This is a genomic window from Arcticibacterium sp. GJ41-1 (assembly GCF_055808875.1).
The window spans coordinates 1,781,438-1,806,600 of the sequence record NZ_CM147888.1 but is presented as its reverse complement, the minus strand read 5'-3'; the positions used below and the strand labels follow the sequence as shown (position 1 = coordinate 1,806,600).

24 protein-coding genes are annotated in these 25,163 nt (G+C 37.6%); 11 read left to right on the top strand and 13 right to left on the bottom strand.

Going from position 1 to position 25,163, the window contains the following annotated elements; translation table 11 throughout:
* The first annotated feature begins 75 nt into the window (after positions 1 to 75).
* The 5 genes from AC0L6O_RS07285 (at position 76) to porN (ending at position 5,875) form a co-directional block, all read left to right on the top strand.
* Complete coding sequence (locus AC0L6O_RS07285) at positions 76 to 1,041, top strand: PorP/SprF family type IX secretion system membrane protein (RefSeq protein ID WP_473307448.1); 966 nt, start codon at positions 76 to 78, stop codon at positions 1,039 to 1,041.
* A 247-nt stretch (positions 1,042 to 1,288) separates the two neighbouring features.
* Positions 1,289 to 2,380 (top strand): T9SS ring complex lipoprotein PorK/GldK, encoded by a 1,092-nt coding sequence (gene porK, locus AC0L6O_RS07280; protein ID WP_473307446.1) that lies wholly within the window; start codon positions 1,289 to 1,291, stop codon positions 2,378 to 2,380.
* Positions 2,381 to 2,460: 80 nt separating this feature from the next.
* Positions 2,461 to 3,264, top strand: coding sequence for a type IX secretion system motor protein PorL/GldL (gene porL, locus AC0L6O_RS07275; RefSeq protein WP_473307444.1), 804 nt, complete (start codon positions 2,461 to 2,463; stop codon positions 3,262 to 3,264).
* A gap of 49 nt (positions 3,265 to 3,313) precedes the next feature.
* A complete protein-coding gene (porM, locus tag AC0L6O_RS07270; protein WP_473307442.1) occupies positions 3,314 to 4,933 on the top strand; it encodes a type IX secretion system motor protein PorM/GldM in 1,620 nt (539 codons plus the stop codon).
* Positions 4,934 to 4,951: 18 nt separating this feature from the next.
* Entirely contained in the window at positions 4,952 to 5,875 is a 924-nt protein-coding gene (gene porN / locus AC0L6O_RS07265) for a type IX secretion system ring subunit PorN/GldN (RefSeq protein ID WP_473307440.1), read from the top strand.
* Positions 5,876 to 6,107: 232 nt separating this feature from the next.
* Here the strand turns inward: porN and AC0L6O_RS07260 are convergent, their stop codons facing one another.
* From AC0L6O_RS07260 to AC0L6O_RS07235, 6 genes are all read right to left on the bottom strand, one after another.
* Positions 6,108 to 6,659: a YceI family protein gene (locus AC0L6O_RS07260; RefSeq protein WP_473307439.1), complete on the bottom strand. Its 552-nt coding sequence runs from the start codon at positions 6,657 to 6,659 to the stop codon at positions 6,108 to 6,110.
* 13 nt (positions 6,660 to 6,672) lie between these two features.
* The gene (locus AC0L6O_RS07255; protein WP_473307438.1) at positions 6,673 to 7,314 is read right to left on the bottom strand and encodes a hypothetical protein; all 642 of its coding nucleotides are present in this window, start codon (positions 7,312 to 7,314) and stop codon (positions 6,673 to 6,675) included.
* Positions 7,315 to 7,343: 29 nt separating this feature from the next.
* The gene (locus AC0L6O_RS07250; protein WP_473307436.1) at positions 7,344 to 7,850 is read right to left on the bottom strand and encodes a QcrA and Rieske domain-containing protein; all 507 of its coding nucleotides are present in this window, start codon (positions 7,848 to 7,850) and stop codon (positions 7,344 to 7,346) included.
* Positions 7,851 to 7,919: 69 nt separating this feature from the next.
* A complete protein-coding gene (locus tag AC0L6O_RS07245) occupies positions 7,920 to 9,353 on the bottom strand; it encodes an outer membrane beta-barrel protein (protein WP_473307435.1) in 1,434 nt (477 codons plus the stop codon).
* Positions 9,350 to 9,919, bottom strand: coding sequence for an RNA polymerase sigma factor (locus AC0L6O_RS07240; RefSeq protein WP_473307433.1), 570 nt, complete (start codon positions 9,917 to 9,919; stop codon positions 9,350 to 9,352). The genes AC0L6O_RS07245 and AC0L6O_RS07240 overlap by 4 nt, the downstream gene beginning before the upstream one ends.
* Before the next feature lie 66 nt (positions 9,920 to 9,985).
* Complete coding sequence (locus AC0L6O_RS07235; protein ID WP_473307431.1) at positions 9,986 to 10,156, bottom strand: hypothetical protein; 171 nt, start codon at positions 10,154 to 10,156, stop codon at positions 9,986 to 9,988.
* 148 nt (positions 10,157 to 10,304) lie between these two features.
* Between AC0L6O_RS07235 and AC0L6O_RS07230 the strand changes: the two genes are divergently transcribed.
* From AC0L6O_RS07230 to AC0L6O_RS07210, 5 genes are all read left to right on the top strand, one after another.
* Positions 10,305 to 11,162 carry a hypothetical protein gene (locus AC0L6O_RS07230; protein WP_473307429.1) on the top strand — a complete coding sequence of 286 codons (858 nt, stop codon included), beginning with the start codon at positions 10,305 to 10,307 and terminating at the stop codon, positions 11,160 to 11,162.
* A 96-nt stretch (positions 11,163 to 11,258) separates the two neighbouring features.
* Entirely contained in the window at positions 11,259 to 11,597 is a 339-nt protein-coding gene (locus AC0L6O_RS07225; protein ID WP_473307427.1) for a DUF2853 family protein, read from the top strand.
* A 60-nt stretch (positions 11,598 to 11,657) separates the two neighbouring features.
* Positions 11,658 to 11,867 carry a membrane protein insertion efficiency factor YidD gene (gene yidD / locus AC0L6O_RS07220; protein WP_473307425.1) on the top strand — a complete coding sequence of 70 codons (210 nt, stop codon included), beginning with the start codon at positions 11,658 to 11,660 and terminating at the stop codon, positions 11,865 to 11,867.
* Between the two features lie 129 nt (positions 11,868 to 11,996).
* On the top strand, positions 11,997 to 13,898 hold the full coding sequence (gene serA / locus AC0L6O_RS07215) for a phosphoglycerate dehydrogenase (RefSeq protein ID WP_473307423.1): 1,902 nt from the start codon (positions 11,997 to 11,999) through the stop codon (positions 13,896 to 13,898).
* 34 nt (positions 13,899 to 13,932) lie between these two features.
* On the top strand, positions 13,933 to 14,748 hold the full coding sequence (locus tag AC0L6O_RS07210; protein ID WP_473307422.1) for an ion transporter: 816 nt from the start codon (positions 13,933 to 13,935) through the stop codon (positions 14,746 to 14,748).
* 300 nt (positions 14,749 to 15,048) lie between these two features.
* Here the strand turns inward: AC0L6O_RS07210 and AC0L6O_RS07205 are convergent, their stop codons facing one another.
* The 5 genes from AC0L6O_RS07205 to AC0L6O_RS07185 form a co-directional block, all read right to left on the bottom strand.
* Positions 15,049 to 15,774, bottom strand: coding sequence for a DUF937 domain-containing protein (locus tag AC0L6O_RS07205; RefSeq protein ID WP_473307421.1), 726 nt, complete (start codon positions 15,772 to 15,774; stop codon positions 15,049 to 15,051).
* Positions 15,775 to 16,453: 679 nt separating this feature from the next.
* Positions 16,454 to 17,827, bottom strand: coding sequence for a DUF937 domain-containing protein (locus AC0L6O_RS07200; protein ID WP_473307419.1), 1,374 nt, complete (start codon positions 17,825 to 17,827; stop codon positions 16,454 to 16,456).
* 289 nt (positions 17,828 to 18,116) lie between these two features.
* A complete protein-coding gene (locus tag AC0L6O_RS07195; protein ID WP_473307417.1) occupies positions 18,117 to 18,941 on the bottom strand; it encodes a purine-nucleoside phosphorylase in 825 nt (274 codons plus the stop codon).
* Positions 18,942 to 19,044: 103 nt separating this feature from the next.
* Positions 19,045 to 19,284 (bottom strand): 50S ribosomal protein L28, encoded by a 240-nt coding sequence (gene rpmB, locus AC0L6O_RS07190; RefSeq protein ID WP_111372246.1) that lies wholly within the window; start codon positions 19,282 to 19,284, stop codon positions 19,045 to 19,047.
* 399 nt (positions 19,285 to 19,683) lie between these two features.
* Complete coding sequence (locus tag AC0L6O_RS07185; RefSeq protein WP_473307415.1) at positions 19,684 to 20,199, bottom strand: hypothetical protein; 516 nt, start codon at positions 20,197 to 20,199, stop codon at positions 19,684 to 19,686.
* Between the two features lie 149 nt (positions 20,200 to 20,348).
* Here AC0L6O_RS07185 and AC0L6O_RS07180 point away from each other — a divergent pair, with 149 nt between their 5' ends.
* Positions 20,349 to 22,628: a TonB-dependent receptor gene (locus AC0L6O_RS07180; protein ID WP_473307413.1), complete on the top strand. Its 2,280-nt coding sequence runs from the start codon at positions 20,349 to 20,351 to the stop codon at positions 22,626 to 22,628.
* A gap of 648 nt (positions 22,629 to 23,276) precedes the next feature.
* Here AC0L6O_RS07180 and AC0L6O_RS07175 read toward each other — a convergent pair.
* Together AC0L6O_RS07175 and gloA2 are read right to left on the bottom strand one after the other, a co-directional pair.
* Entirely contained in the window at positions 23,277 to 24,548 is a 1,272-nt protein-coding gene (locus AC0L6O_RS07175) for an OmpA family protein (protein WP_473307411.1), read from the bottom strand.
* A 227-nt stretch (positions 24,549 to 24,775) separates the two neighbouring features.
* Positions 24,776 to 25,162: an SMU1112c/YaeR family gloxylase I-like metalloprotein gene (gloA2, locus tag AC0L6O_RS07170; protein WP_473307409.1), complete on the bottom strand. Its 387-nt coding sequence runs from the start codon at positions 25,160 to 25,162 to the stop codon at positions 24,776 to 24,778.
* Between the last annotated feature and the right edge of the window lies 1 nt (position 25,163).

Sequence of the window (25,163 nt, the reverse complement as noted above, 5' to 3'; positions counted from 1 at the left end):
TTTATATTGATAAAATTTGTTATCCTTACATAATTGGAATTAATTCGGTACGTTTTACTACAAACAATTAAATCTTTGGATAAACTCGTCAGCATTAAAAACTTAATCTTGGTAAGTACCTTGAGCCTCTTTGGTCAATTAACTTTTGCCCAATCAGACCCTCAGTTTACTCAATACGTTTTTAATAGATTTTATCTTAACCCGGGAGCTGCTGGCTTAGGTGGTCAAACAGATATTACCGCGTTTTACAGAACGCAATGGTCTGGCTACACAGGAACTTTTGACCCAGGTGGGGCACCACAAACCCAGTTAATTTCAGCTTCAGTGCCCTTTTCGCAATTAAAGGGAGGTTTAGGCCTCTACTTTATGAACGACCAGATTGGAGGAGGGAGTGGTAACAGAGAAATCAACTTTTCTTACGCCTTTCATAAAAGAGTAGGAAACAATACTTTAGGCATAGGAGCTTCTGCTGGATTATTTACAAGAACACTGGATGGTGGTGAATTTAGACCAAGGGAACCTGATGATGATGTTATCCCTACTTCAAAAATTAGCGAATCTCAAATTGACGTAAGTGCAGGTGTTTATCTTTATAACCCCTCATATGAACTTGGACTTTCTGTAAAACATATTAATCAGCCCTCTTTTGGGTTTTCAACATTAACAGGAAAAAACCCATTGAATAGAAGTCTCTATTTAAATGGAAGTTTCCTTATTGGCATATCTTACACATTGGACGTACGTCCTATGTTTGTCATAAAAAGCGATTTTAAAACAGTGTCACCCGAAGTTGGAGCTTTAGTCTCCTATAACTCATCCTACTGGGCAGGGTTAAACTACAGGTGGCAAGATGCGGCATCTTTCCTAATAGGTGGTAATCTCCTGAATAAGAAGCTTAAAATAGGTTATGCTCTTGATTATGTAGTTTTTGGTGAATTAGCCAAAGCTACCACATCTCACGAGCTAATGCTTTCCTATACTTTAAGCCCTCCTCGTTCTGGAAAAAAATCTATTATTCGTACTCCGCGATATAGATATTAACATTGATTTACAGTCTAGTTACCAGCAAAATGCGTAATTGATTAGGATCTATATTAATTAATGAATTTGATTGGCATGATTTATGCAAATTGAACTCTTGAAATAAGACAAAGGAAACAGAAATGTGCTTTCCGCATTTTCTGCGAACTTTAATTTATTTTCACAATAATAAGGAAACAGACTACGTTTTTAGTCTGTTCTTTAGGACTAACAGGCTTAAAATACTAATAATTAACATCTTGTTTATATGAACAGGTTTCAGTTTCAAACATTATCAAAAACTTTGCTTATCGTGATGCCACTATTGGTGTTGCAAAGTTGCGGCTTCCTTAATAAGACCATGGAGAAAGTGGGGATTGGTAAAAATGGCGGAGGAGATATCGCAGGTGATGGCTTAGACGGTCTTACCAATGGTGAAGTGGTGGCCACGGCTCGAAAAGGATACAAACAAACCGCACCTACGGGCATGGTTTTAATTCCTTCAGGCTCATACACCATGGGACAAGCAGACCAAGATATACTTTCATCTAGAGTTTCAATGAATAAAAGGGTAACGATTAACCCTTTCTATATGGATGACACTGAAATTACCAATCATGAGTACAGGACTTTTGTAAATTACATGTTTGCCGACTCTGTATCAGTATTAGGCGAAGAATACATTACTTCAAAACTTTCTCCTGACAGTACCGTATGGAGCAGAGATTTCTCTTATCATAACGGCGACCAAATGACTGAATACTATTTCTCAAGCCCTGCTTTTGACATGTACCCGGTAGTAGGTGTTAGCTGGGATGCAGCACAGTATTTCTCCGATTGGAGGTCAAAACAATACAATGCATTTAGAGAAGAAAACGGTCAATTTAAGTCTCCTAGATTTAGACTTCCATCAGAAGCTGAATGGGAATGGGCTGCTAGAGGAGGTAAAGAAGGTGCTAAATACCCATGGGGTAACCCGTATGTGGCAAATGGAAAAGGATGTTTCCTAGCAAATTTCAAACCTTACAGAGGTAACTACAGAGCGGATGGCTACTCTTACACTGCCCCAGCTAATTCATTCAACACTAACGATTTTGGATTATACAACATGGCCGGCAATGTTTCAGAATGGACTCAAGATGCTTACTCAGAGTCTTACATGCCAGTAACATGGGATTTAAATCCAGTATATGATGATCCTGATGAGCCAAGAAAAGTTATTAAAGGTGGTTCTTGGAAAGATGTAGCTTACTTTTTAGAAACTGGTACTACTACTTTTGAGTATAGAAGTACTACTCGCTCATACATCGGATTCAGAAACGTAATGGACAGACTTGGTTCTATACCAGGTAGAGAGTAAAAACAATAAGCGGTTTCACAACCGCTTTTCTAATTCATATAAATAAACCAATCAAATTATTAAACTAATTATTCATTCTAATGGCAGCAAACAGAGAACCTAGCATTTTTTGGGATAAAGTTATTCCTTTCTTTTATGGACTTGGAGCGGCAGTCGTAATTGTCGGTGCATTAGGTAAAATTCAACATTATGACTGGGCTGGTATTGCCCTGCCAATTGGATTAGGAACAGAAGCTCTTATCTTCTTACTTTATGCATTCCAAGTAGTACTTAGACCCGATGTTGAGTACAAATGGGAAAATGTATACCCTGAACTTTCTGATGACTTTTCTGGAGCTCCTAGAAAAGCTGTTTCTACTGAAAACGTTGGCCTAACATCTAAAATGGACAACATGCTTGCTGATTCCGGAATCGGTTCTGATGTTTTTGACAACCTTAAATTGGGTTTCAATAAATTGACAGAAACGGTAAGCGGATTAGGTGAAATTTCAGATGCTACAGTAGCAACAAAAGAATATGCAGCTAACGTAAACGCAGCTTCTCAGAAAGTAGGTGAGATGAATAATGCTTACGGTGTAGCAGTTACTGCTATGAATAGCATGGCTGATGCCACTAAAGATGCTCAAGATTACAGAGACCAATTTCAAAAAATCACTCAAAACATGGGTGCTTTAAACGCGGTTTATGAATTAGAACTTCAAGACACAAACAAGCACCTTAAAGCGATGAACTCGTTTTACGGTAACCTTTCTTCTGCAATGGAAGACATGTCTGAAGCATCTAAAGACACACAGAATTTCAAGCAAGAGTTAAACAAGCTAACGACTAATTTAACTTCTCTTAATTCTGTTTACGGAAGTATGCTTTCAGCAATGAAAGGATAAACATCCTAGCTCTTTAAAGAAATAATAAACCGTTTAAAAATAAGATATTATGGCTGGTGGAAAAGAATCACCTAGGCAGAAGATGATAAATGTGATGTACCTGGTGCTTACAGCAATGTTAGCTTTACAGGTCAGCAATTCGATTCTTCAAAAATTCCTTACGATTGACAATAGTTTAATAGCTTCTAACATTCAGGCGAATACTTCTAACGAAAGAGTTATTCAGTCTATGAAAGAAGCTGTAAAAAAAGCTGGCGATAAACCAGAGTACGTACAGTTACTTTATGCTGCTGACAGCGTAAGAAGTGCTACTGCTCAAATCAATAGCTACATTGAAACATTGCGTAACAGAATTGTAGAAGAAGCGGGTAAGGGTATTGACCCTGAAACTAATCAAATCGTCAATCTTGCAGAGGAAGAAAAAGTTTCAAATATTTTTGTTGGCCCAGCCGACAAAAAAAATGGAGAAGGTTACGTACTTCAACAAAAATTAAGAGCATACACCGCAGGAATTTCTAAATACGCCAAAGGTGCTGTTGAACTTTCTGACCTTGCTCCTGATGCGAAGGATGATCCCGCTTTTAGCGGAACTAAAGACCCAGGTGAATTGAATAAAGATTTTGCTCAAGTAATGTTTTTAGCCACTCCTGTTCCTGCTGCACTGGCTTCTTTAAGCCAAAAACAGTCTGAAATTAGAAGACAAGAAGCTGAAGTATTAAGTCATCTTGCACAGCAAGTAGGTGCTAAAGAAATTAAGTTTGATAAGATTTTTGCTGTAGTTATTCCAGATTCTAGAACCGTGGTAGCTGGCCAAACATACAAAGCTGATGTAGCTATTGGAGCTTATTCAAGTGCTATAACACCAAAAATTAGCATTAATGGTTCTCCATTAACAGTAATTGATGGTAAAGGTACTTACGAAACAAGGGCCCAAGGAGGAGAATATGATAGCAACGGACAATTGAAAAGGTCTTATAAAGCAACTATCTCTTATCCCAAGCCTGATGGTTCTACAGAATTAGTAGAACAAGAAGAAACTTACACCGTATTAAAACCATCTGTACAGTTAGAGTCGGCTTCATTGCCAGCACTTTATTTCAGATGTGCCAATAAATTACAAACTAGCTCACCGGGTCTTGGGCCATTATTTAAGCCTACATTCTCTGGACAAGGTGCTGACTTTATTGCCGGTGGTGGCGGAAACGTAACCGTAGTACCTAATGCAAGTAAAGTAGTGTTAAATGTTAATAATGATGGAGTGAACTTACAGTCATTCCCTTTCAAGGTGAGACGTGTACCTAAGCCTACTATTCAGGTTTTAGCAAATAATGCTCCCGTAACAGATAATGTTAGTCAAAAAGGTCTTGCTGCATCTTCTGTAAGAACAATTAACGTTCAAGCAATTTCAGACGAAGACTTTAAAAATAATAATCCTGAGGATGCTAGCTTTAGAGTTACAGACTACGATGTTTTCTTAGCTTCTGGTGTAAGACCTAAAGGAAGATTAAAAGGTGTAAGCGGAAGTCAAAGTTTAGGCTCTATTGCACGCGATGCAGAGGCTGGTGATCGTTATATAATTACTATTAATAAAGTAATGAGAAGAAACTTTAAAGGAGAAACGGAAGAAGTCAATGTAGGAGAGATGACTGTCCAGATTCCTTTGAGATAATTTTAAAAGAAAAAGACAATGAGAAAAATCAAATCGCTAGCTATTTTGACTGGTCTTGTGATAAGTCAAATGGCTGTTGGTCAGGAAAAATCAGACAATGGTATGAACCCTTTGTCTCTTCGCCCGATTCACGAATCAAACGTAGCCTATAAAGTAGGTCTATGGAGAAGAGTAGATTTAAGAGAGAAGCAGAATCAACCTCTTTTTGCCAATAACAATGAGATTACAAAATATCTTATTGAAGGTGTTAAATCTGGTATTTTAGATGCTTACTCTGATGATCAACTTGAAGAAAGGCTGACCTTAAACGAATTTAACGAACGAATGTTCAAGCGTTTTGAAGGCGGTGGTTTATCTCAAGAAGAACTAGACGCAGGTTTTGGTACAGATGATGCTGGAACTGATGACGGATGGGGAGAAAGTAGCACTGGTGGTACAGATGATGGCTGGGGTGAAGAAACTACTACAGAAGATAATTCTCAAGATGGAACGGTGGCTGCTGCCAGCACACAAGCTCCTTCAGACGGATATGAAATGTTTCCTAATGAGTTTTATCTTTTAGAGCTTAAAGAAGATTGGATTTTTGATAGACAACGTTCTCGTCAATATTTCGATATTCAAACCATAAGCATCAAAATACCAGCAGAAGCATCAAATGATGGTTTAGAAAAAACTTTAGCTACGTTCAAATATACTGATTTGGAGCATTTCTTTAGAAATAACCCTAATGCAGTATGGTACAACGAAGCTAACACGGCTAAGCATATTAACTTGGCAGATGCATTTGAACTTAGACTTTTCCATGGTAGAATAGTTAAGAAATCTAGCTCCTCTGACAGGTATCTTGACCAGCAGTACAAGTCTCCAAAAGAGGCTTTGAACAAATCTCAAGAATTGGAATATGAGCTAATCGAATTTGAGCATAACCTTTGGGAGTTTTAATTCCATAAGAATTTCATAAATATAAGCCTCGTATCTTTTATAAGTTACGAGGCTTTTTTATGTCCTTACTAATATTCTAAAACAGACAAAACACATTCCTTTTTGATGTAATAAATCTCCTATTACCAAAGGACTCCCCTATTTAGCCCACTGAATCTCCTCTGAAACCAGTAAAAACAAAAGCCCCGCATCTTTACTAAATGCGAGGCCTAGATATATAAGGAGTTAGTTCTTATATATTAAACTTAAAGTCAAAAGACACCTTAATTTCGTCATCCGTCGACATACCCATCAGGCTAGGTGGTTCTACACCAAACTCCGTCATGTTTACATCAAAATCACCCGAGATTGACAAAACACCTTTGCTTAACTTTTGTACACCAACCACAGTAAATGGTTTAGTTTGGCCATGAAAGACTAATTTACCTTTTGCAGTAACCTTATCACCTAAATAAGAAAGCTCTTCCGCAGTAAAAGTTACACTTGGATATTTCAAAGCGTCCACAGTCTCTATAACATGAGAGTCTCTGTTTGAGTTACCACTATCAAAACTATTAACAGCCACCTTTACAGCAATAATTTCTAACTTTCTAGAATCTTCATTATAAACACCAATTCCGTTAAAGTCTTTACTTACGGCCTCAAAGCTGTGTAAAGGATGATGTAAGGCGTACATAAATCTGGAAGAACCTGTGTCGACTATTACCTTCTTTTTAGCAGGCATATTAGTCGCAAAACTTCCAAGACAAAGGATTACTCCTAATGCCAATATTAAATTTTTCATAATAATTGATTTCTTAAAATTCCAACTTGATTGTTACAATAGAAGCTGTGTAAACCACGAAAGTTCCTACTGCGGCAGCTCGGTGCCATTTTTTATCCACTTTCCCCCCACTGGCTTTTTGAGCCAAAATATTGGTAGCTATCATTCCTGTGAAATGAGTAATAGCCATAAGTTTATGTAATTTAATATTATCAAACTTCTTCCTGTTCACCATAGGTGGCGGTGATGTTAAAGCCATTAAAGCGGTAGTTCCATAGGCTATATTCGTTCCCAAAGCCACTCCCCTATGGGCTTTTCTAACGTCAAAATTAGTTCCGTCTTTATATAACTTTGGTCCTAGAATGGCCTGACCTATCATGCCTGCAGCAGCCAAAAATCCAGTAGCTTGATGTATTTTAAACATGGTACGCCTAGCTTTTAACTCTCGCTGTCTGCTTTCTGCGGTTAATTCTTTAGGAGCAAAACCCACCTTTCTGTATAAACCATTTTCGCCCCAAAGCATTTTTTGTGTAAAGAGCATCTTTTCTGGTAAATAAGCAGGCTCTACCTCTTCTGAGTCAATATCGCCCATTAAGTCATCTAGCGAAATTTCCTGAGCAATAGAAATCGAAAACACTCCGAAAATCAAGGCAAAAAACAACGTCCATTTTTTCATGTACATATCTTTTAATAATTACTGCTAAATTAAGCCCTTACGGTCAAACTGTTTTTATCATCGGAAAGAACTGCATTAAAAACGGTAAGTCCTGAAGCTGCGGGTGACTTAGTAACTGCTCCCGAAGTAGCAAATTCAGAACCATGATTAGGGCATCTAAAATCATTATTATCTAGACGATACTCCACAGAAGTACCTTGGTGTGGACATTTCTTCGAGAGAGCTATATAACTTTCAGAACCAATATTAGCAATAATCACATCGCCTGCATAAGCAAAAGCTCCGTCCGTTTTAAGTTTTGAAAAACTGGAGTGAGTTAAGTCAGCTGTAAAATTAATACTAGAACCTGTAGAACTTCCTACTATGGCGTCACTTGCCCCTTGCTGACCACTCGGGTTATTATTACTTTGAGGTTCTACGTCGTCATCTGAACTACAAGCGGCCAAAGTACCCATGCAGTAAAAAGCCATAAGAGCTTTTGAACTCATGCCTAATTGTTTCAAAAATTGTCCTCTGTTTAATTCGCTCTTTTGCATATTTCTAAAATTTTTAAGTTTGGAATAATATGCAGTTAATACGAGAAGCAAACAGAAAAGGTTGATTCCTTAATTTCTTAAAGGAAGCTTTGTAGAAATAAATAGGCCTGCTGTGGCCAATTTGACCTTTCCGTAACCAACTTTTCCTACCGGAACTTTGAAAAATGGTTCTATCTGAATAGACATTTTCTTAAATATCCTTCTTTCCAATCCTCCAGATAAATTGACTACTCCAGCAGGGTAAAAACCAGTTTTCCCTTCCCACGATTTCCAAACCTGGTCATTATAATTGCTAGCAAATATATAATCGTAGTTTTCTTTGAGCATTAAATAACTGGTAAGACCTGCCTGAGCAAACCATCTGTTTCTAGTAGTTGTAAAATCGTACCGTATATTGAGAGGAATATCAATCATGCTGCAGCGAGCATCAATTTGATTTAACTCAGCAGGTGCGTCTCCCCAAGCTTCTGGCCATTTGTACTGAGCAGGGTTAGCCTGATAGTACTTTAGAGATTTAATTACACCCGTTTGAATACTCCACTTATTATTAAACCTATATTCTAAAAGTGCCGCCCAATTATGCCCTATTTTAAAGAAAGAGTTTTCTGGTACCACACTAAAATCTGGAGAAAATGCTAGTCTTAAACCAAAACCCTTTGCTGGGTTTTCTATCTCGGCTATTTCCATTGTTACCTTTTCAGGAGCCACTATCATTTGTGTGTTAAAACCTACATTTAAGGGTTTAAAATCCTTAGCAGCCAGTTTAGACAATAAAACCATCTCACTTTTAAAAGACTGTTTATTTACTTGTTTTTGGTTTTCTAATGTCAATTCATTCTCGCCAGAAGCTTTTGAAAATTCTACTCCAAAACCTTCTTCAAACAATACCTCTCCCCTGTTCATTTTCACCGAACTACTTTTCACTCTTTGTGCAGCATTCAGGTTTACACCCTTTTTGGAAGCCGTAACTTCATCACCTAACACCTCTCCTAATCTACTCTTTTCTTTTACTAGCTCTCTATTATTTGAGTCAGAAGCTTTCCTCTTTACTTCAAACCTATCTTCTACCATTTTTTCATGAGTCAGTTTTGGCACCCTTACTTCCAACCGCTCGGCTCCTATCACAATCTCCTTTTCAGTGTTTTCATCTAAAATATTACGAGTACTTCGTTCTCCTTTTGGAGAACTTAGAGCGTTTGACACTTCTCCTAAATTTGACTCTCCCTTAATGGAATCCACTTCTGTAGTTTTTAAAATGGAATTCTTAACCGCTTCTTTATCAAACACTTTAATACCTACATATGAAATAGACAATAAAAGCAAGATGATACTGGAATAAATCAAGGGTTTCTTCCACCATGTAGCTACTGGTCCTTCGTTATCATCTAATAAAGCGGCCATTTTATCCCAGGAAGACTCCTTAAAATCAGGCACAGACTGGTCGGCAGACTCTTGGAAGAGTTTGTCGAGGTCAGCATCCTTCATGTTTTTAAAATCTTTCATTTTATAATATTCGAACGCTCAGCTATTGACACTAATTTCTCTCTTAAAACCTTCCTTGCTCTAGATACATTTGATTTTGATGTACCTATACTAATGCCAAGCTTTTTTGATATTTCATCATGAGAAAAACCATCAATGGCAAACAGACAGAAGTTTGTCCTATAAGCCATTGGTAATTCATGTACCAGACACATGAGCTCATCATGGCCTAAATCGCCTTCTGCATTTTGGAGGTTGCTTTTAAGAGAAAAAGCAGTATTAATATCCTGATGGTAGTAATGTTTTTGCTGACTTCTATAAAAGTCTATAGAAGCATTTATCAGAATCCTCTTAAACCAATTCTTAAAAGAATGGGAGGAATCATACCTTTCTAGGTTTTTAAAAACCTTCAGAAACGCATTATTTAAAACCTCTTCTCCTTCTTCTTTGGTTTTACAATATCTTAAACATATTGACATAGCAAAGCCATAGTGACTGGTGTACAGTTTTTTTTGTGCACCACGTTCACCCTTCTTGCATTTTTCGATCAAGTCGAAAAACTCGGAATTGATAGCCTTACCGTTCATTCTAAGCCAATACGTATGAAAGAAAGGAAAGGTTGCCCTTAAATTTTAATTTATTATCACCCCAGTTTAGTGGTGTTCTTGCGAAGCATTATATCCCACAGCAAAAACTATGGTTTCCAAAATAGTCCCAAGAATAAAGATGAATAAATCACCAAAAATTGCCAAGACTGCTAGTATTGCAAGATAGACAACAATCATTAACCAACTAGGAATTTTTGTAGATACGCTTTCAGACATTTTTTGATACGTTTAAATTTGTCACGAAACTACGAAATTTACTATTTCCAATGAACTCAAATAATCTTTTTTTGTCTTAAACTTCTTAGCTTACTTTGAAGCTATTATTAAAAAAGCAGCCAAATAATCTGATTTTCCGTATCTGAAAATGATGAAGAAAGTTTATACGCCTGTCATTCTTCTTGGTTTTCTGTTTTTGTTCCAAGGGCTTTCCTTTGGACAAGACTCCCCCTATTATCAACGACCTACCGAACGAAGCCTTACTAATAATGAAATAGCTTTACCTAATCTAAAAACCGAAAAGGTTTACTGGTATTTTGGTGGAAATGGCGGTTTAAAACTAGCTTCTCAAAAAACAAATAATGACTTTGCAGGTAATCTTACAGCAGACAAAATTGATGCAACTTATGGTGAAGCATACTTTGGTGTTAACCATGATGACCGTTGGCAAGCTGAATTAGGTTATATTAACAACCCTTTAAAACTACAATGGCAGTTGTACGAAAGTAGTTTAAGAGCTCCTATCCAGTTTACTGCAAACGAAACAAGTCATGGGGTAAGTTTAAAATTCAAGAAAAGACTTTTCACTCTTGACAAAATCACCAAAAACACAAGAATAAATCTCACTACAGGTATAACTTATGCTATTGACAGAAAAAATACTACACTCTCAGAATACGGGTTTAGACTACCCACTGGATTAAGTCAAAACGGCTATACCGACACTTTGACTGTTACTGGTAATTTTACACAAAAAGCTGCCCCTTTTTCTGGAGAGCTAGGCTTAGAGCTAATTAACCGTTTAGCTAATCCTATAGAAATAGGCGTTTTTGCAAAATATGTGATCAATGCCAAAGGTATTCTCAGGGGAAACATGACTGTGGAAAGCAATTTCACTGAATCTAAAAGTTCTGAATTAATACTAAACGGAAGTAATTTCATGTTCGGTCTCACTATACGTTGGAATTTCTTACATGGAATTCGTTACTTACCAGAAATAGAGTAATATACGTACCAAAAATGCCCTAAAATTCATGGTAAGGCAAAATAAAAATGTTAACATTGTATAGAAAATAACTCCCTTAAACTTAACAATACAAGCATGAGTAAATTTGCAGAATGTGTGGAGCTTTATAAAGCTCAAAATGCCGAATTAGGATTAGGCCTTAGTGAATCTCTTTTAACCAGTGTGGCTAAAGGACTGGGCCCTTCTATTTATAATCCTGATTCTTCAAAAGTTTCTGGTTCTGACCAGTCGGAATTAGACCGCGTAAAAACAAACTTCTTAATTAAGAAATTAGGATTGGCTGATAGCCCTGCTTTAGATGCAGCTATAGCTGAATGCATGGATAAATTAGGTAGCTCTAACAGAAACAAATATAGAGCAGTAGTATACGCATGGCTAACCGTAAAATTCGGAAAAGAAAGCGTTTATAATTGATAATCGGCACTTTCTCTAGCAAGCCTTGGTTTAACTAATAAATCAAGGCTTTTCTTTTTTATGCGATACATAGCCATCTTTATTGTAAGACTTTACCAAGCAGCCATTTCTCCCTGGTTTCCACCGGCATGTAGGTTTGAACCCACGTGCTCAGAATATTCTGTTCAGGCCTTTACCAAACATGGTTTCTTTAAAGGCTTTAGACTAACTATTAACAGATTAAGAAAATGCCATCCTTGGGGAAGTAGTGGCTATGACCCCGTCCCTTAGATTTTTGCATTATATATAGTTAAAACTTAACTAATCTAATGTTTTTCATTTTTGAATCTGCTGTCACTTAGGGAGATTAGAAATGTATTTAACTTTGAACCTTTCAATCACAAAAAACCGCTTTTTACTGTGGCTAGTACAACACCTAAAAAATACTTCATAATAGATTTTGATAGCACTTTTACTAAAGTAGAAGGCTTAGATGAACTTGCAAAAATTGCCTTAAAGGGCTCCGCCAATCAAGAGGAGACTGTTGCAGAAATCAGAAGATTGACCGATTTAGGCATGAGTGGTGAGCTAACCTTTGCAGAAGCCCTTTCTAAAAGATTGGCCCTGTTAAGTGCTAACAAAACTCATATTGACGAATTAGTAAGTTTCCTGAAAGATAACATTTCAGATTCCTTTGCTAGAAACGAAGTATTCTTTGAGCACTGTGCTGACCAGGTAATAATATTATCAAGTGGTTTTAAGGACTTTATAGTTCCTGTAGCTACAGGCTTAGGCGTTAAAGAAGAAAATATTTACGCCAACACTTTCACTTTTGATGCCGAAGGCAATATCACAGGTGCTGATACTGAAAACGTTTTGGCCGGTAACGGCGGAAAAGTAAAACTGGTAAAATCACTTAATCTTGATGGCGAAGTTCATGTAATAGGTGACGGTTTTACAGACTATGAAATAAGACAAAGTGGTTTAGCTGAAAAATTCTATGCTTTTATAGAAAATGTAAAACGTGATAAAGTAGTAGCGGTGGCCGATGAGGTGGTTAAAAGCCTTGACGAAATACTGTGGATGAACCACATGCCAAGAAGCCAATCTTACCCAAAATCTAGAATAAAAATTCTTTTATTAGAAAACGTACACCAAGCGGCTGTAGCGGCTTTTAAGAAAGAAGGTTTTGATGTTGACTTTCATGTAGGAGCTTTGGACGGAGAAGAGTTGATTGAAAAAATCAAGGATGCTTCTATCGTTGGACTTCGTTCTAAAACAATGCTTACAGCTGAGGTTTTAGAGCATGCAGAAAAATTAATAGCGGTAGGTGCTTTCTGTATTGGTACTAACCAAATTGACTTAGAAAAATGTACTGAAATGGGTGTGGCAGTTTTTAACGCACCTTACAGTAATACACGTTCTGTGGTGGAACTAGCCATAGCAGAAATGATAATGCTTATTAGAAAAATTCCTTCTAATAGCGAAAGAATGCACAGGGGTGTTTGGAACAAATCTGCCACTAATGCATTTGAAATTAGAGGCAAAAAGCTAGGATTGATAGGTTACGGGCACATTGGTATGCAACTCTCTGTAGTGGCAGAAGCCATGGGTATGGAAGTTTACTTCTATGATGCTATGGACAAAATGCCAATAGGGAACGCTATCAAATGCAGAAGCATGGAAGAAGTTTTTGCGGTGTCTGATGTGGTTAGTTTACACATTGACGGAAGACCTGAAAACAATGACCTCATTACTGCGAAAGAGTTTGCTCAAATGAAAGACGGCGTTATCTTCCTTAACCTTGCTAGAGGTTTTGTGGTAGAAATACCTGCCTTGGTAAATGCTCTTAAGTCTGGAAAAATAGCAGGAGCTGGTGTGGATGTGTTCCCTAAGGAGCCTAAAACCAACAAAGAGCCTTTTGAGAGTGAATTGATGGGTATGGAGAACGTTATTTTGTCTCCGCACATTGGTGGAAGTACAGAAGAAGCTCAAGAGATGATAGGTCATTATGTGCCTGAAAGACTCTTAGAATATATGAATAACGGAAGTACTACAGGTAGTGTAAACTTCCCTGAAGTGCAGCTGCCTATGTTGGGTGAAAGCCACAGACTAATGCATATTCATAAAAATGTACCTGGTATCATGGCTAAAATCAATAGCCTATGTGCCAAACATGACATTAACGTTTCTGGTCAATACCTTAAGACTAATGAAACCATAGGGTATGTAATTATGGATGTAAATAGATCTTATTCACCTGAGTTCTTAGAAGAACTTAGAGAGATAGATAACACTATCAAGTTCAGAAAGCTCTTTTAGAGCTTAATCGTCATCTTTCATTACATTTATGTTTATGAAAAGAGATTGGCGAGATAAAATGCACGAAATTATTTACGAAGCCGACACCAAGGAGGGAAAACTCTTTGATGTCGCTTTGTTATGGCTAATACTGGCATCTGTAGTATTAGTTATGCTGGGCAGTGTCAAAAGCCTTGATACTCGCTATCATAATGTATTTAATATTGCCGAATGGACCATCACAATTTTATTTACCATAGAATACATTTGTCGTATTATCTGCATTAAAAAACCCTGGAGTTATATTTTCTCTTTTTATGGCGTAATAGACCTCGTGGCTACTATTCCAAAATACCTTTCTATGGTCTTTGTAGGTTCTGGGGCATTATTAGCCTTCCGTTCACTTAGACTTTTGAGAATGTTCAGGATTCTTAAGCTAGGTACTTACATAGGCGAGTCTAACAAGTTAAGAGTGGCTTTGATAGCCTCTAAAACTAAGATTGCTGTCTTTCTTTTTGCCATCATCATCTTATGTACCATTTTAGGAACAGTCATGTTTTTGATAGAAGATGAGGCGGCTGGATTTACTAGTATTCCGAAAAGTATATACTGGGCTGTGGTAACACTAACCACCGTAGGCTATGGCGACATAGCCCCTCAAACGGTATTAGGCCAGTTTATTGCAAGTTTGATGATGATATTGGGTTATGGAATCATTGCTATTCCAACAGGAATAGTGAGTTCGGAAATAACACGTCAAACTTTAAAGAAGGAAGATATTAAAACAGTTTCATGCATACATTGCTCCGCAGAAAATCATCGTAGAAACGCTACATATTGCTATAAATGTGGTGAGGACTTATCAAGCTAACGCCTCTATTTTACTCGTCTGAAGTTGATGTGATGTGAGTTTTTAAAACCCTATTAAATTATACTGTTTAACAACTCATCCTCTATATTTCTAAAATAGAAAAATTGAACGCTTTGATTTTCCCACGGCACCATTATAGATTAAGCTTTACAGTTTAGATTAAATGCAATTTCTCGGAATATTTAACTCAACACCATTAGCAATTTTCTTAAAAAAAACTCTCCAAGCCCGAAATACCGTTAACTAGAGCCGAATCTTCCACTATGTCAACTGACATACTTGTAGCTTTAAATACTACTGTTATTGTCCATTATTTGATTCATCTGTAACCCGAACAGTAGTTGCATCGGAAACATCACCTGAACAACCTCTAAATGCCCAAATAGCTACTAAGACAACTAAAACAGGCACTAGATAAACTAACCAACTACTTTTACCTAAGCTTAATCCTGGTTTTGTCCCAGCTAAGCCCACTTTAGATGCAGCTATCTTGTCAAAATTCGACACGCTAGCCATACCTTCTGGCATAGCTTCTTTTATATGTTCTTTTTGACCCATTAACATATTTGCGAGTTCAGAAAGGTTAAGCCCGTCAGATTTCACCTGCTTGCCAATGACGCTCATTAGCAAAGGAGCTACAATGCTTAAGAGAGATGAAGAAGATGTTTTTTTAAGACCACTAAAAGAGGCAATAGCGTCAGCTGTAGCACTCGCTTTATTTCCTAAAATAGAAGAAACCAAACCAGACCCATTATTCAAGAGCCCTTGAGACTGTGATTTATTACTTAATAGCCCATCTAGGTTATCCAAAACCCCAGAATTAATTCCTAGATTAACAAGCCCCATTAAGGAACCTAAACCTTCTTTGGTAGAGCTAAGACTCATTACGCCACCAAGAATGGTTGGTAAAGCCACCGCTAATCCTTTAGACACTGCTTCAGAATCTTCTCCAAGAAATTCTGAAACTTCACCGATTTCTGAGTTTGAAAGATAACCATAGGCTAGCTTTACTAAATTAACTGACATATAAAGGGGTTTTATTCTAAAAAACTAATTCGCCATCCCAAGATGTTCTTATTGATGAGTCAACTTATATTAGACTTAAGTAAGCTAACAAGTCACATAAATAGTCTGCTCTCCATCAACTTGATATAGACAAATCAGTTCATTATCAATCGCCTAAAATACTAAATTTTCCCAAAACAATCCTACAAAGTATAACTTAGTCTTAGCAAGGGCATTATCGATTAAAACTTAGCGAGTCGGCCTGTTTATACTTACTAACAAAACTCAGAAAGGAAATCGACTTACTCTCTCTTGATGTTCATTAAAAATAGTGGTCATTAGAGTTAAAGGAATTATATCAAGATTCCACTGTTTAAGCTGTTTAATAAAATTAGCCGATAATGGGTCAAACCTTAAATAGGAAATATATCGAAACAGTATCATACACGTATTGCTCCGAAAAAAAATCATTGGGTAAACGTACTTTTTGTTATAAATGTGGTGAAGACGTATCGAGTTAAAGCTAATTCCTCACAGAGCTATTTTTTACAAGGCTCTATATTAAACCCATTTCAAACCTAAATTCAATATTTCTCGAATATAAATATTCATCTTATTCTATACTTTCAATATATACTGAACTGTCAATACAAAACAAAACTCCAACTTGATGCTGGAGTTTTATTCTTAAAATCGAGGCTTACTTTGCAGTAATTCTAACAGCTATTCTTCTATTCTGAGCTTTACCTTCTTCTGTATCATTGCTAGCTACCGGATGGGCAGAACCATATCCTTCAGCAGCTAATCTTGATGCGTCTATACCATTGGCCAAAATTGCAGCCATTACTTTGTTAGCTCTATTTTGAGAAAGCCTCAAGTTACCATCAGCACTTCCTGTGTTGTCAGTATAGCCACCTAATTTCAATTTCACTTTAGGATAAGCCACTAAAATATCTGAGATATTCTTGACTTGCTCCGCAGATTCAGCAGTTAAAGCTGAACTACCCGTGGCAAAATTGATTCTATCAAAGTTAAACCACGTAGTTTCATCTACAGTACCATCAGATATGAAACTCAATAACTTTGACTCAATACCGTTTGCTGGAATATTTAACTCAATACCATTTGGCAATTTTCTTTTAAAGAAATCACCTAAGGCCGAAATACCATTACCTACTGCAGAAACAGCATTTCCCGCTGCATCAGTAACAACACCTGCCGCTCCATTAGCTACATCTGTAACCGCACCTGCCGCTCCGTTTGCCGCATCCGTTACCGCACCTGCTGCTCCATTTGCCGCATCTGTAACCGCACCTGCTGCATCGCCTGCCACATTAGTCACAGCATCCGTAGCATTTCCAGCTGCATCAGCCACATCATCTGAACAGGTTCTAAATGCCCAGATAGCGGCTAAAACAGCCAAAATAGGCAACAACCATTTCATCCAGTTTCCTCCGCCAGTACTTCCTGTACTTACATCTTCTATTGCCGCTTTAGCGGAAGATACGCTTCCTTTATAATCTCCTAGTTTACCAAAGTTTAACATGTTACTCACACCAGATAGCCCTGCTGGCATAGCTGCTTCCACATTTTCTTTCTGACCCATTAGCATACTTGCCAAACCAGAAAGACTCAGCCCTTTAGATTTTACTTGTTTTCCTATCACACCCATCAGTAAAGCTGCCACCAAACTCATAATAGATGATGATGATGATTTTTTAAGACCACTAAATGAACCAATAGCATCTATAATACCACCAGAGTTATCTCCGAAAAGTGTACTTAAAAGGCCAGAACCACCGCTTAGCAAATCCGCTGCTTTAGATTGATTTCCTAAAACTCCACCAAGATTGTCTAAAATACTAGAATTTCCACCTTGATTTAAAAGGCCCATTAAAGAGCCAAGGCCATTCTCTGTAGATGCTTGATTCATTATACCTCCCAAAACTGTTGGCAGTGCACCACTTAAGGCTTTAGCAACGGAGGAAGAGTCTTCTCCTAAAAATTCTGAAACTTGTCCTACTGCTGCGTTTGAAAGATAACCTTTGGCGAGATCTAGTAAATTAATTGACATATATAAAAGGGGTTTTAATGTAAAAAAAATGTTGCCATCTAAAGCCATATACTTGTTGATGGAATACACTTATTAGACTGAAGGAAACTAACAAGTCACATTAATATTACACTCCCCTTTTAAGCCAACAACTTAATAAGTTAGCTATAAGAACATTACCGGCACTACTTTTCTTAAAAAATTCTTAAAAAAGAACATATATTGGAATAAAGACATTGCTGTATTGAGTGTTTTTCACTCAAATATTCTGCAGGATGCTGTATTAAGCCTAACTAAAAAACGCAAATATTTATTTGACCCTTTCTAAAAGCCCTTTAATGATGGTAGTCATTTGAGGTTCTGCGGCGTACGCAGCATTTAAGATATCCTCAATCTTGGCTTTCTTTAATGTTTCAGGAATACAAAGGTCTGTAATTACAGAAATAGCAAAAACTTTTAAACCTACCTGGATAGCCACCAAAGCCTCAGGCACGGTGCTCATTCCTACGGCATCTGCTCCTACTAGTCTTAATAGCCTATATTCTGCCTTACTTTCTAAAGCTGGACCACTCACACTAACGTAAACACCTTGCTGTACTCGGTCAAAGGAGTTTTCTGAAGCTATATCCTGAGCCAACTGAATCATTTCTGCATCATAAGGTTCCGACATGTCTGGAAATCTGTCGCCTTTTATGCACTCCCCTACCAAAGGACTCTCTGGTAAAAACAACGATATATGATCGTCTATTATCATCAAATCAGACTCCGCATAGTCTGGATTCATCCCACCAGCAGCATTAGAAACAATAAGCCTCTCAATACCCAAACTATCCATCACTCTTACAGGAAAAGTAACCTGCTCCATGCTGTAGCCTTCATAATAATGAAACCTCCCCGACATGCAAACCACCCTTTTGCCAGAAAGCGTACCAAAAACAAGTTTACCAGAATGAAACTCCACAGTAGCCTCTACAAAACCTGGAATATCTGAATAGGCAATTTCGAAAGCTACTTCAATATCTTTCAGTAAACCTCCAAGGCCTGTTCCTAAGATAATCCCTATTTGAGGTTTGAAATAAGATGTCTTTTCTTTTAGAAAAGCGGCGGTATTTTCTACTCTTTGAGCTAAATTCACTGAATATCGGTTTTCAATTTTTAAGAGAATTCTTACAGAATCTTAAACAACAAAAAAAGGGTCAAACCTTACGGTCGACCCTTCCTTTCTTATAAAATATCTTTTACAAAGAAAGAGTACCTTTCTTAGCTGCTTGTATTAAAGTAGCTTCAAGACCTTTCTTGTTAATAGTACGCATAGCTTGTGTAGAGACTTTAAGCTCTACCCAGATACCTTCCGACTCCAAGAAGAATTTCTGCTTCTGAAGATTTGGGTAAAATTTTCTCTTCGTTCTATTATTCGCGTGAGAAACGTTGTTTCCAACTCTTGTTCTCTTACCGGTGATTTGGCAAACCTTTGACATAATCTCTTTCGTTTAGTATAATTCTGTTGCTTTCACGAAGCAACTCCTCAATTGGGGTGCAAATATCTTAAATCTTTTAATCAATTGCAAGAGGGCGTTTTATTTTTTCAAAGTAATTTCAATCAAGGTCTAAAGCCTTTAATTTAAGCTACAAATCAATGTTGGCTGTTAGAAACTATTGTGTTGATTTGCATGTAAAAATACACATTTCGAAAAGGTGTTTTCCGAGGCTTGACATCATTTGTTATCAATGTAACGTCCCTAAGGGACTAAAGGCTTGTTCCGTTGTTTTTTTTCTACCGATGTTTTCGTCCCTACGGGACAAATTGGATGTACCTTTTGATATTCTTGTTACCCATGTGGTGTACCTATGGGACAAATGAAATAGCTCTATTGATGTTACTTCGTACTAAACTGATGTTCCTTTTCCTTAAATAGAACATTAAAAGAGGTCATGGAACCGTAGCAACGTGTAATGTATTGCTGACAATCTACTTTGGCTTCGTCAGACAAATCACTGGCATTTACCTTTTGCTCTAGCACACGCAGTTTATCACGCATCATCACTATCTTATGAAAGAAGGTTTCTATTGGCATTTCTTTAGAAGTAAGGTTTTCGTCAGCTGGTTTTAGAACAAGTGTTCCGCCTTTCCATCTATCTCCCAAAGGCACCGTTTCTGTTTGTCCATTCCATTTTTGAAGCAATTTTATCAGTGTTTGCTCCACATCAAACATAGAAACCATGTCATTCTCTGCTCCTACATACTCTATAATTTCTAGTTCTTCTTCTAGGTCAACTCGCTCGCTGCCCTGATTATAAAAAGTGATATCATAATATGTAGAATGTACATTCATAACTACGCCTAAGCCATATTCTTCATGTTTCACTCTACTTCCTATTCCTAAAAATTTCATTTTATCAGTTTTTGTTTACTACCTAATTTCAAAGGTTATGCCACATTTCTAAATTTCAAGAGCAAAGTTTTTTGCACATTTTTAGACTAGCCTAAATTTTTATTTATATTTGCATATAATCTTATTAAACATTAAACTAATTTAATTATTTGAAACACCTACTTTTCATTTTAACCTTCCTCACTCTTGGAAACGTTTTTGCCCAAAACAGCACTCTAACAGGCAAAATATCAAATGAGAAAGGGGAAGCTGTTTCCTTTGCTACCATACTTATAAAAGGTAGTTCGCAAGGTTCTCAGGCTGACGAAAACGGGATATTCAGTATTTCTAATTTAAAAGCAGGGCAAATAAACCTAAGTGTCAGTTCTGTTGGTTTTCAAAAAAAAGAGCTTGATTTAGAATTAGTAGCAGGTGAAACCACTTCTATAGAAATCACTCTGACGCCACTGGCATCTTCCTTAGACGAAGTTGTGGTCACTGGAACCATGAAAGAGGTTAGTCGATTGGAAACGCCCGTTCCCGTAGAAATATATACGCCTCAGTTTTTCAAAAGAAACCCTACTCCGAATGTTTTTGAGGCTTTGCAAAACGTAAATGGCGTACGTCCGCAGTTAAACTGCAATGTCTGTAACACAGGCGACATACATATAAATGGATTGGAAGGTCCCTACACCATGGTGCTTTTAGACGGCATGCCTATAGTTAGTGGCCTGTCTACCGTGTACGGCCTTTCTGGAATTCCGAACTCGCTGATAGAGCGTGTGGAAGTGGTGAAAGGTCCTGCCTCATCTCTTTATGGAAGTGAAGCCGTGGGTGGACTAATTAATATCATTACAAAATCGCCGCTGAAAGCTCCCAAATTATCGGTAGATGTAATGGCTACCGACTGGCAAGAGCTAAATGTAGACTTAGGTTTTAAGAATGCTATTGGGACTAAGATTCAAACTTTGACGGGCGTCAATTACTACAACTATCAAAATCCACTCGATAAAAACGGCGATAATTTCACCGACGTCACTTTACAGCACCGCGTTTCATTATTTCATAAATGGAGCGTAAAACACAGCGGCAACAAATACTTTAACATAGCAGGAAGATATTTTTATGAAAACAGATGGGGAGGTGAAATGGACTGGACAGAGGCCTTTAGGGGTGGTACAGAAAAGTATGGAGAGAGTATTTATACAAAAAGATGGGAGCTTTTAGGTAAATATGAATTACCTACCACCGAAAAGCTAGCTCTTACATTCTCTTATAATAATCACGACCAAGATTCCTATTACGGCGACCTGCCTTTCTTTGCTAAACAGAATATTGGTTTCGCCCAACTGACATGGGACAAATCTCTCAAAAACCATGACCTTCTTTCTGGAATAGCGGCTCGTCATACATTTTATGATGACAACACCCCTGCCACAGCTTCCGCAGAAAACATTGACATTACACAACCCGAAAACAGCCTTTTACCAGGTGTTTTCATTCAGGATGAAATAACGATAGATGAAAAACAAAAGGTGCTACTGGGTTATAGGTTTGACTACCATCAAAAACATGGCGGCATAAATACGCCGAGAATAGCTTACAAATACAACCTCAACAAATGGAACATTGTCAGGCTGAATGTAGGTACAGGTTTTAGAGTAGTCAACCTCTTTACAGAAGACCATGCCGCCCTCACAGGAGCTAGAAAAGTTGACATACTCAGCGAACTAGAACCTGAAAAGAGTATAAATGCCAACCTTAATTATATGGGTAAGTTTTTTACTAAAAACAGTGGCTTTATTGGACTAGACTTCACCGCTTTCTATACGCATTTCAATAACAGAATAGTACCTGACTATGACACAGACCCACAAAGGATTATCTACGATAACCTAGACGGCTATGCTGTTTCAAAGGGTATTTCGGCCAATGTTGATTTTAACTTTGCCAATGGTTTGAAACTATTGACCGGGGCCACACTCATGGATAATACCCTGATAGAAAATGGCACCACTACCAGACCTCTTTTAACAGAACATTTTAGCGGAACATGGTCTGCTTCTTACACATTGACTAAACTTAATTTAACGCTAGACTATACAGGAAACCTTTACAGTCCTATGGAACTTCCAGTTCTTGGAGATGCTGACCCAAGACCTGATACCTCACCATGGTGGAGTATTCAGAATGTTCAGTTTACGTATTCGCCTAAAAAAAGCTCTTTACAGCTTTACGGTGGTGTAAAAAACCTTTTAAACTTTAGGCCTGCGGCAAATAGCATTGCACGCTCCTTTGACCCGTTTGACAAAGAAGTCACTTTCAATGATGCTGGTGATGTGGTACCTACGGTCAATAATCCTTACGGATTGACTTTTGACCCAAGTTATGTTTATGCCCCAAATCAGGGAATAAGAGGGTTCTTTGGTCTTAGATGGGCATTGGATTAACAGATTTATTCATCCACGATGTGGGAAAAACGACGAATGAATTCTCAATAAAAACAACATATCACCCCTACGGGGTTTCTTAATTATTTGACAACATTTTTCATCTACCAATGTTTCGCCCCGACGGGGCTTAGCCAACATTTTGAAGCCTATTCTTCGTCCCCATTTCTTGAAAAACAACATGTCTCCCCTACGGGATATGTCGATTCATTGGCAACATTATTTATCTACCGTTGTTTCGCCCCGATGGGGCTTTGCCAACATTTCGACAATTATTCTTCGATTTCATCTCTTGAGAAAACAACATATCACCCCTACGGGGTTTGTTGATTCTGTGACAACATTATTTATCTACCGATATTTCGCCCCGATGGGGCTTTGCCAACATTTTAACAATTATTCTTCGTTCTCATCTCTTGAGAAAACAACATATCACCCCTCTGGGGTTTGTCGATTCTTTCACTACATTATTTATCTACCGTTGTTTCGCCCTGATGAGGCTTTGTCGATTCTTTGAAAACATTACTTTATCTACCAATGTTCGCTTTGATGGGGTTTTGCATTAAGATGAAGTTGTGTTCTACAAGTCCCATATAAAAGTAGGCTTGGGTCATGACCCAAGCCTACTTTTAACGACAAAAACAAAGATTATTCGTTTATAATAACAATTTCGACACGTCTATTTTTTTGACGAGTCTCTGTTGAATCATTGGTTTCAAGGGGTTTTGTATCTCCCCAACCTTTGAATGTGATACGCTCTGCTTCAATCCCTTCCGAAATCAAATAATCTCTTACGTTTTTTGCTCTATCAATGGACAAAATCAAATTCAAACGACTGTCTCCTTGATTATCCGTATGACCGTCTACCCTTATTTCCATGTCCGGGTTTTCGTTCATCATCTTCACCACTTTGGCCAACTCTTTATGAGACTCTTCCAATATATCTGCTTTACCAAGCGGGAAATAAACGTTGTTTAATCTAAAGGTATTTTCATCCACCGCTTCTAATTCTTCCTCTTCCACAGGCTCTTCTATCACTTCAACTACCTCCTCTTCCTCTGGAGTTTCTTCTACCAAAGGCTCTAAAAATATGTCTCTATCAAATGACTTAGTCACCTTGCTAAGATTCATATTTTCTGTAGTTACAGCGTAACCCTCTGCTTCTATCTTATACACATAGGCATCAGGTTTTACCAGAAACTCATAGTAACCAGTTCTAGAGGTCATCACCGAATCAAAAGGAACATTGTCACCATCAATAGTACAAGTAATTTTTGCCGAAATAGGCTTTTCTGTGGCGGCATCATATACCTTTCCGCTCATGATAAACTCTTTGGTAGAGGGCAACAGAGCCATAACTTGCTCTTCCTCTCCTTCGGCGGGATTATTAACCTCCACACCATAAAAATTCCAATATTGAAAACCGTCACGCTCGTCGTTAGGTCCTTCTACCAAGTCTACCGACTTAATCCCTGGGCTTAACTTCTCAAAAAACACTTTGAAAAAGTATTTCTTATCGGGTTCTACATTTTGTCTTTCTGGTGCTACTGGAATATTACTGGCTTTTATAAAATCAAACTCCTTTCCATCTTTGGAACGTAAAAATGACGTAGGCTGAATACTAATGGTACTCCCTCCCATTTGCCCCATCATCTGCTGCAAAATCATGTTACGCATCATTGGATTCATCCTGCCTAGCTGCTCCTTTTCGTTGGGATTGTTATCCAAATATTCCTTTAAGGCTTCCTTCGGCGATTTGCTTACATACTGCATAGAGACCACAGTATAGTCTTCCGTAATTTCAATTTTATTAATGAAAGTATCTTGGGTAGACTTCTTAGTGACTTTTGGGTTTGGCGTAACTTGTGCCAGTGCATTTTGTACGCCAAACAAGAAAATGATTGACAGTATCTTATACATATATTTTAGTTTATTAGGTTCTAAATGTCCAACAATACCCCTAATTTATAAGTTTATTTCCAATGTTAAGAAGTGTTAAATGCTGTGACAGCAGCTTAGCGTAAATCGTAGAATATTTTGTCACCTTTTTTGTTCAAAAGACAAAAAAGCCGCCAAAACAAGAAAAAGAATAAGGTGATGGTGATGAGTTTTCACTCTTTTACCAATGTTTCGTCCCTACGGGACTTTTAAACCTCATAAAACTCTAATGGTAAACCATCAGGGTCAGCAAAGAAAGTGAAACGTTTTCCTGTAATTTCGTCAATTCTTATTGGCTCGCAGCCTACTCCTTTTGATTCCAATTCTTCAATTGATTTTTCTATATCATCAACTTCAAAAGCCAAATGTCTTAAACCAGCAGCTTCCGGCCTTGAAACTCTTCCAGGAGGATTTGGGAAAGAAAATAGCTCAATTATGTATTCGCCGTTTAGCCCTAAATCTAGTTTATAAGAGTCGCGGGCTTCTCTGTAAGTTTCTTTGATAATTTCTAAGCCAAGTATGTCTGTATAAAATACTTTTGACCTTTGATAATCTGAACTTATGATGGCTATGTGGTGAACTTTTCTTAATTGCATA

Excerpts from the sequence above, each read along its gene's own strand:
- porK (WP_473307446.1), top strand. The coding sequence starts at position 1,289 with ATGAACAGGTTTCAGTTTCAAACATTATCAAAAACTTTGCTTATCGTG.
- porL (WP_473307444.1), top strand. The coding sequence starts at position 2,461 with ATGGCAGCAAACAGAGAACCTAGCATTTTTTGGGATAAAGTTATTCCT.
- porM (WP_473307442.1), top strand. The coding sequence starts at position 3,314 with ATGGCTGGTGGAAAAGAATCACCTAGGCAGAAGATGATAAATGTGATG.
- porN (WP_473307440.1), top strand. The coding sequence starts at position 4,952 with ATGAGAAAAATCAAATCGCTAGCTATTTTGACTGGTCTTGTGATAAGT.
- AC0L6O_RS07260 (WP_473307439.1), bottom strand. The coding sequence starts at position 6,659 with ATGAAAAATTTAATATTGGCATTAGGAGTAATCCTTTGTCTTGGAAGT.
- AC0L6O_RS07255 (WP_473307438.1), bottom strand. The coding sequence starts at position 7,314 with ATGAAAAAATGGACGTTGTTTTTTGCCTTGATTTTCGGAGTGTTTTCG.
- AC0L6O_RS07250 (WP_473307436.1), bottom strand. The coding sequence starts at position 7,850 with ATGCAAAAGAGCGAATTAAACAGAGGACAATTTTTGAAACAATTAGGC.
- AC0L6O_RS07245 (WP_473307435.1), bottom strand. The coding sequence starts at position 9,353 with ATGAAAGATTTTAAAAACATGAAGGATGCTGACCTCGACAAACTCTTC.
- AC0L6O_RS07240 (WP_473307433.1), bottom strand. The coding sequence starts at position 9,919 with ATGAACGGTAAGGCTATCAATTCCGAGTTTTTCGACTTGATCGAAAAA.
- AC0L6O_RS07235 (WP_473307431.1), bottom strand. The coding sequence starts at position 10,156 with ATGTCTGAAAGCGTATCTACAAAAATTCCTAGTTGGTTAATGATTGTT.
- AC0L6O_RS07230 (WP_473307429.1), top strand. The coding sequence starts at position 10,305 with ATGATGAAGAAAGTTTATACGCCTGTCATTCTTCTTGGTTTTCTGTTT.
- AC0L6O_RS07225 (WP_473307427.1), top strand. The coding sequence starts at position 11,259 with ATGAGTAAATTTGCAGAATGTGTGGAGCTTTATAAAGCTCAAAATGCC.
- yidD (WP_473307425.1), top strand. The coding sequence starts at position 11,658 with ATGCGATACATAGCCATCTTTATTGTAAGACTTTACCAAGCAGCCATT.
- AC0L6O_RS07210 (WP_473307422.1), top strand. The coding sequence starts at position 13,933 with ATGAAAAGAGATTGGCGAGATAAAATGCACGAAATTATTTACGAAGCC.
- AC0L6O_RS07205 (WP_473307421.1), bottom strand. The coding sequence starts at position 15,774 with ATGTCAGTTAATTTAGTAAAGCTAGCCTATGGTTATCTTTCAAACTCA.
- AC0L6O_RS07200 (WP_473307419.1), bottom strand. The coding sequence starts at position 17,827 with ATGTCAATTAATTTACTAGATCTCGCCAAAGGTTATCTTTCAAACGCA.
- rpmB (WP_111372246.1), bottom strand. The coding sequence starts at position 19,284 with ATGTCAAAGGTTTGCCAAATCACCGGTAAGAGAACAAGAGTTGGAAAC.
- AC0L6O_RS07185 (WP_473307415.1), bottom strand. The coding sequence starts at position 20,199 with ATGAAATTTTTAGGAATAGGAAGTAGAGTGAAACATGAAGAATATGGC.
- AC0L6O_RS07175 (WP_473307411.1), bottom strand. The coding sequence starts at position 24,548 with ATGTATAAGATACTGTCAATCATTTTCTTGTTTGGCGTACAAAATGCA.
- gloA2 (WP_473307409.1), bottom strand. The coding sequence starts at position 25,162 with ATGCAATTAAGAAAAGTTCACCACATAGCCATCATAAGTTCAGATTAT.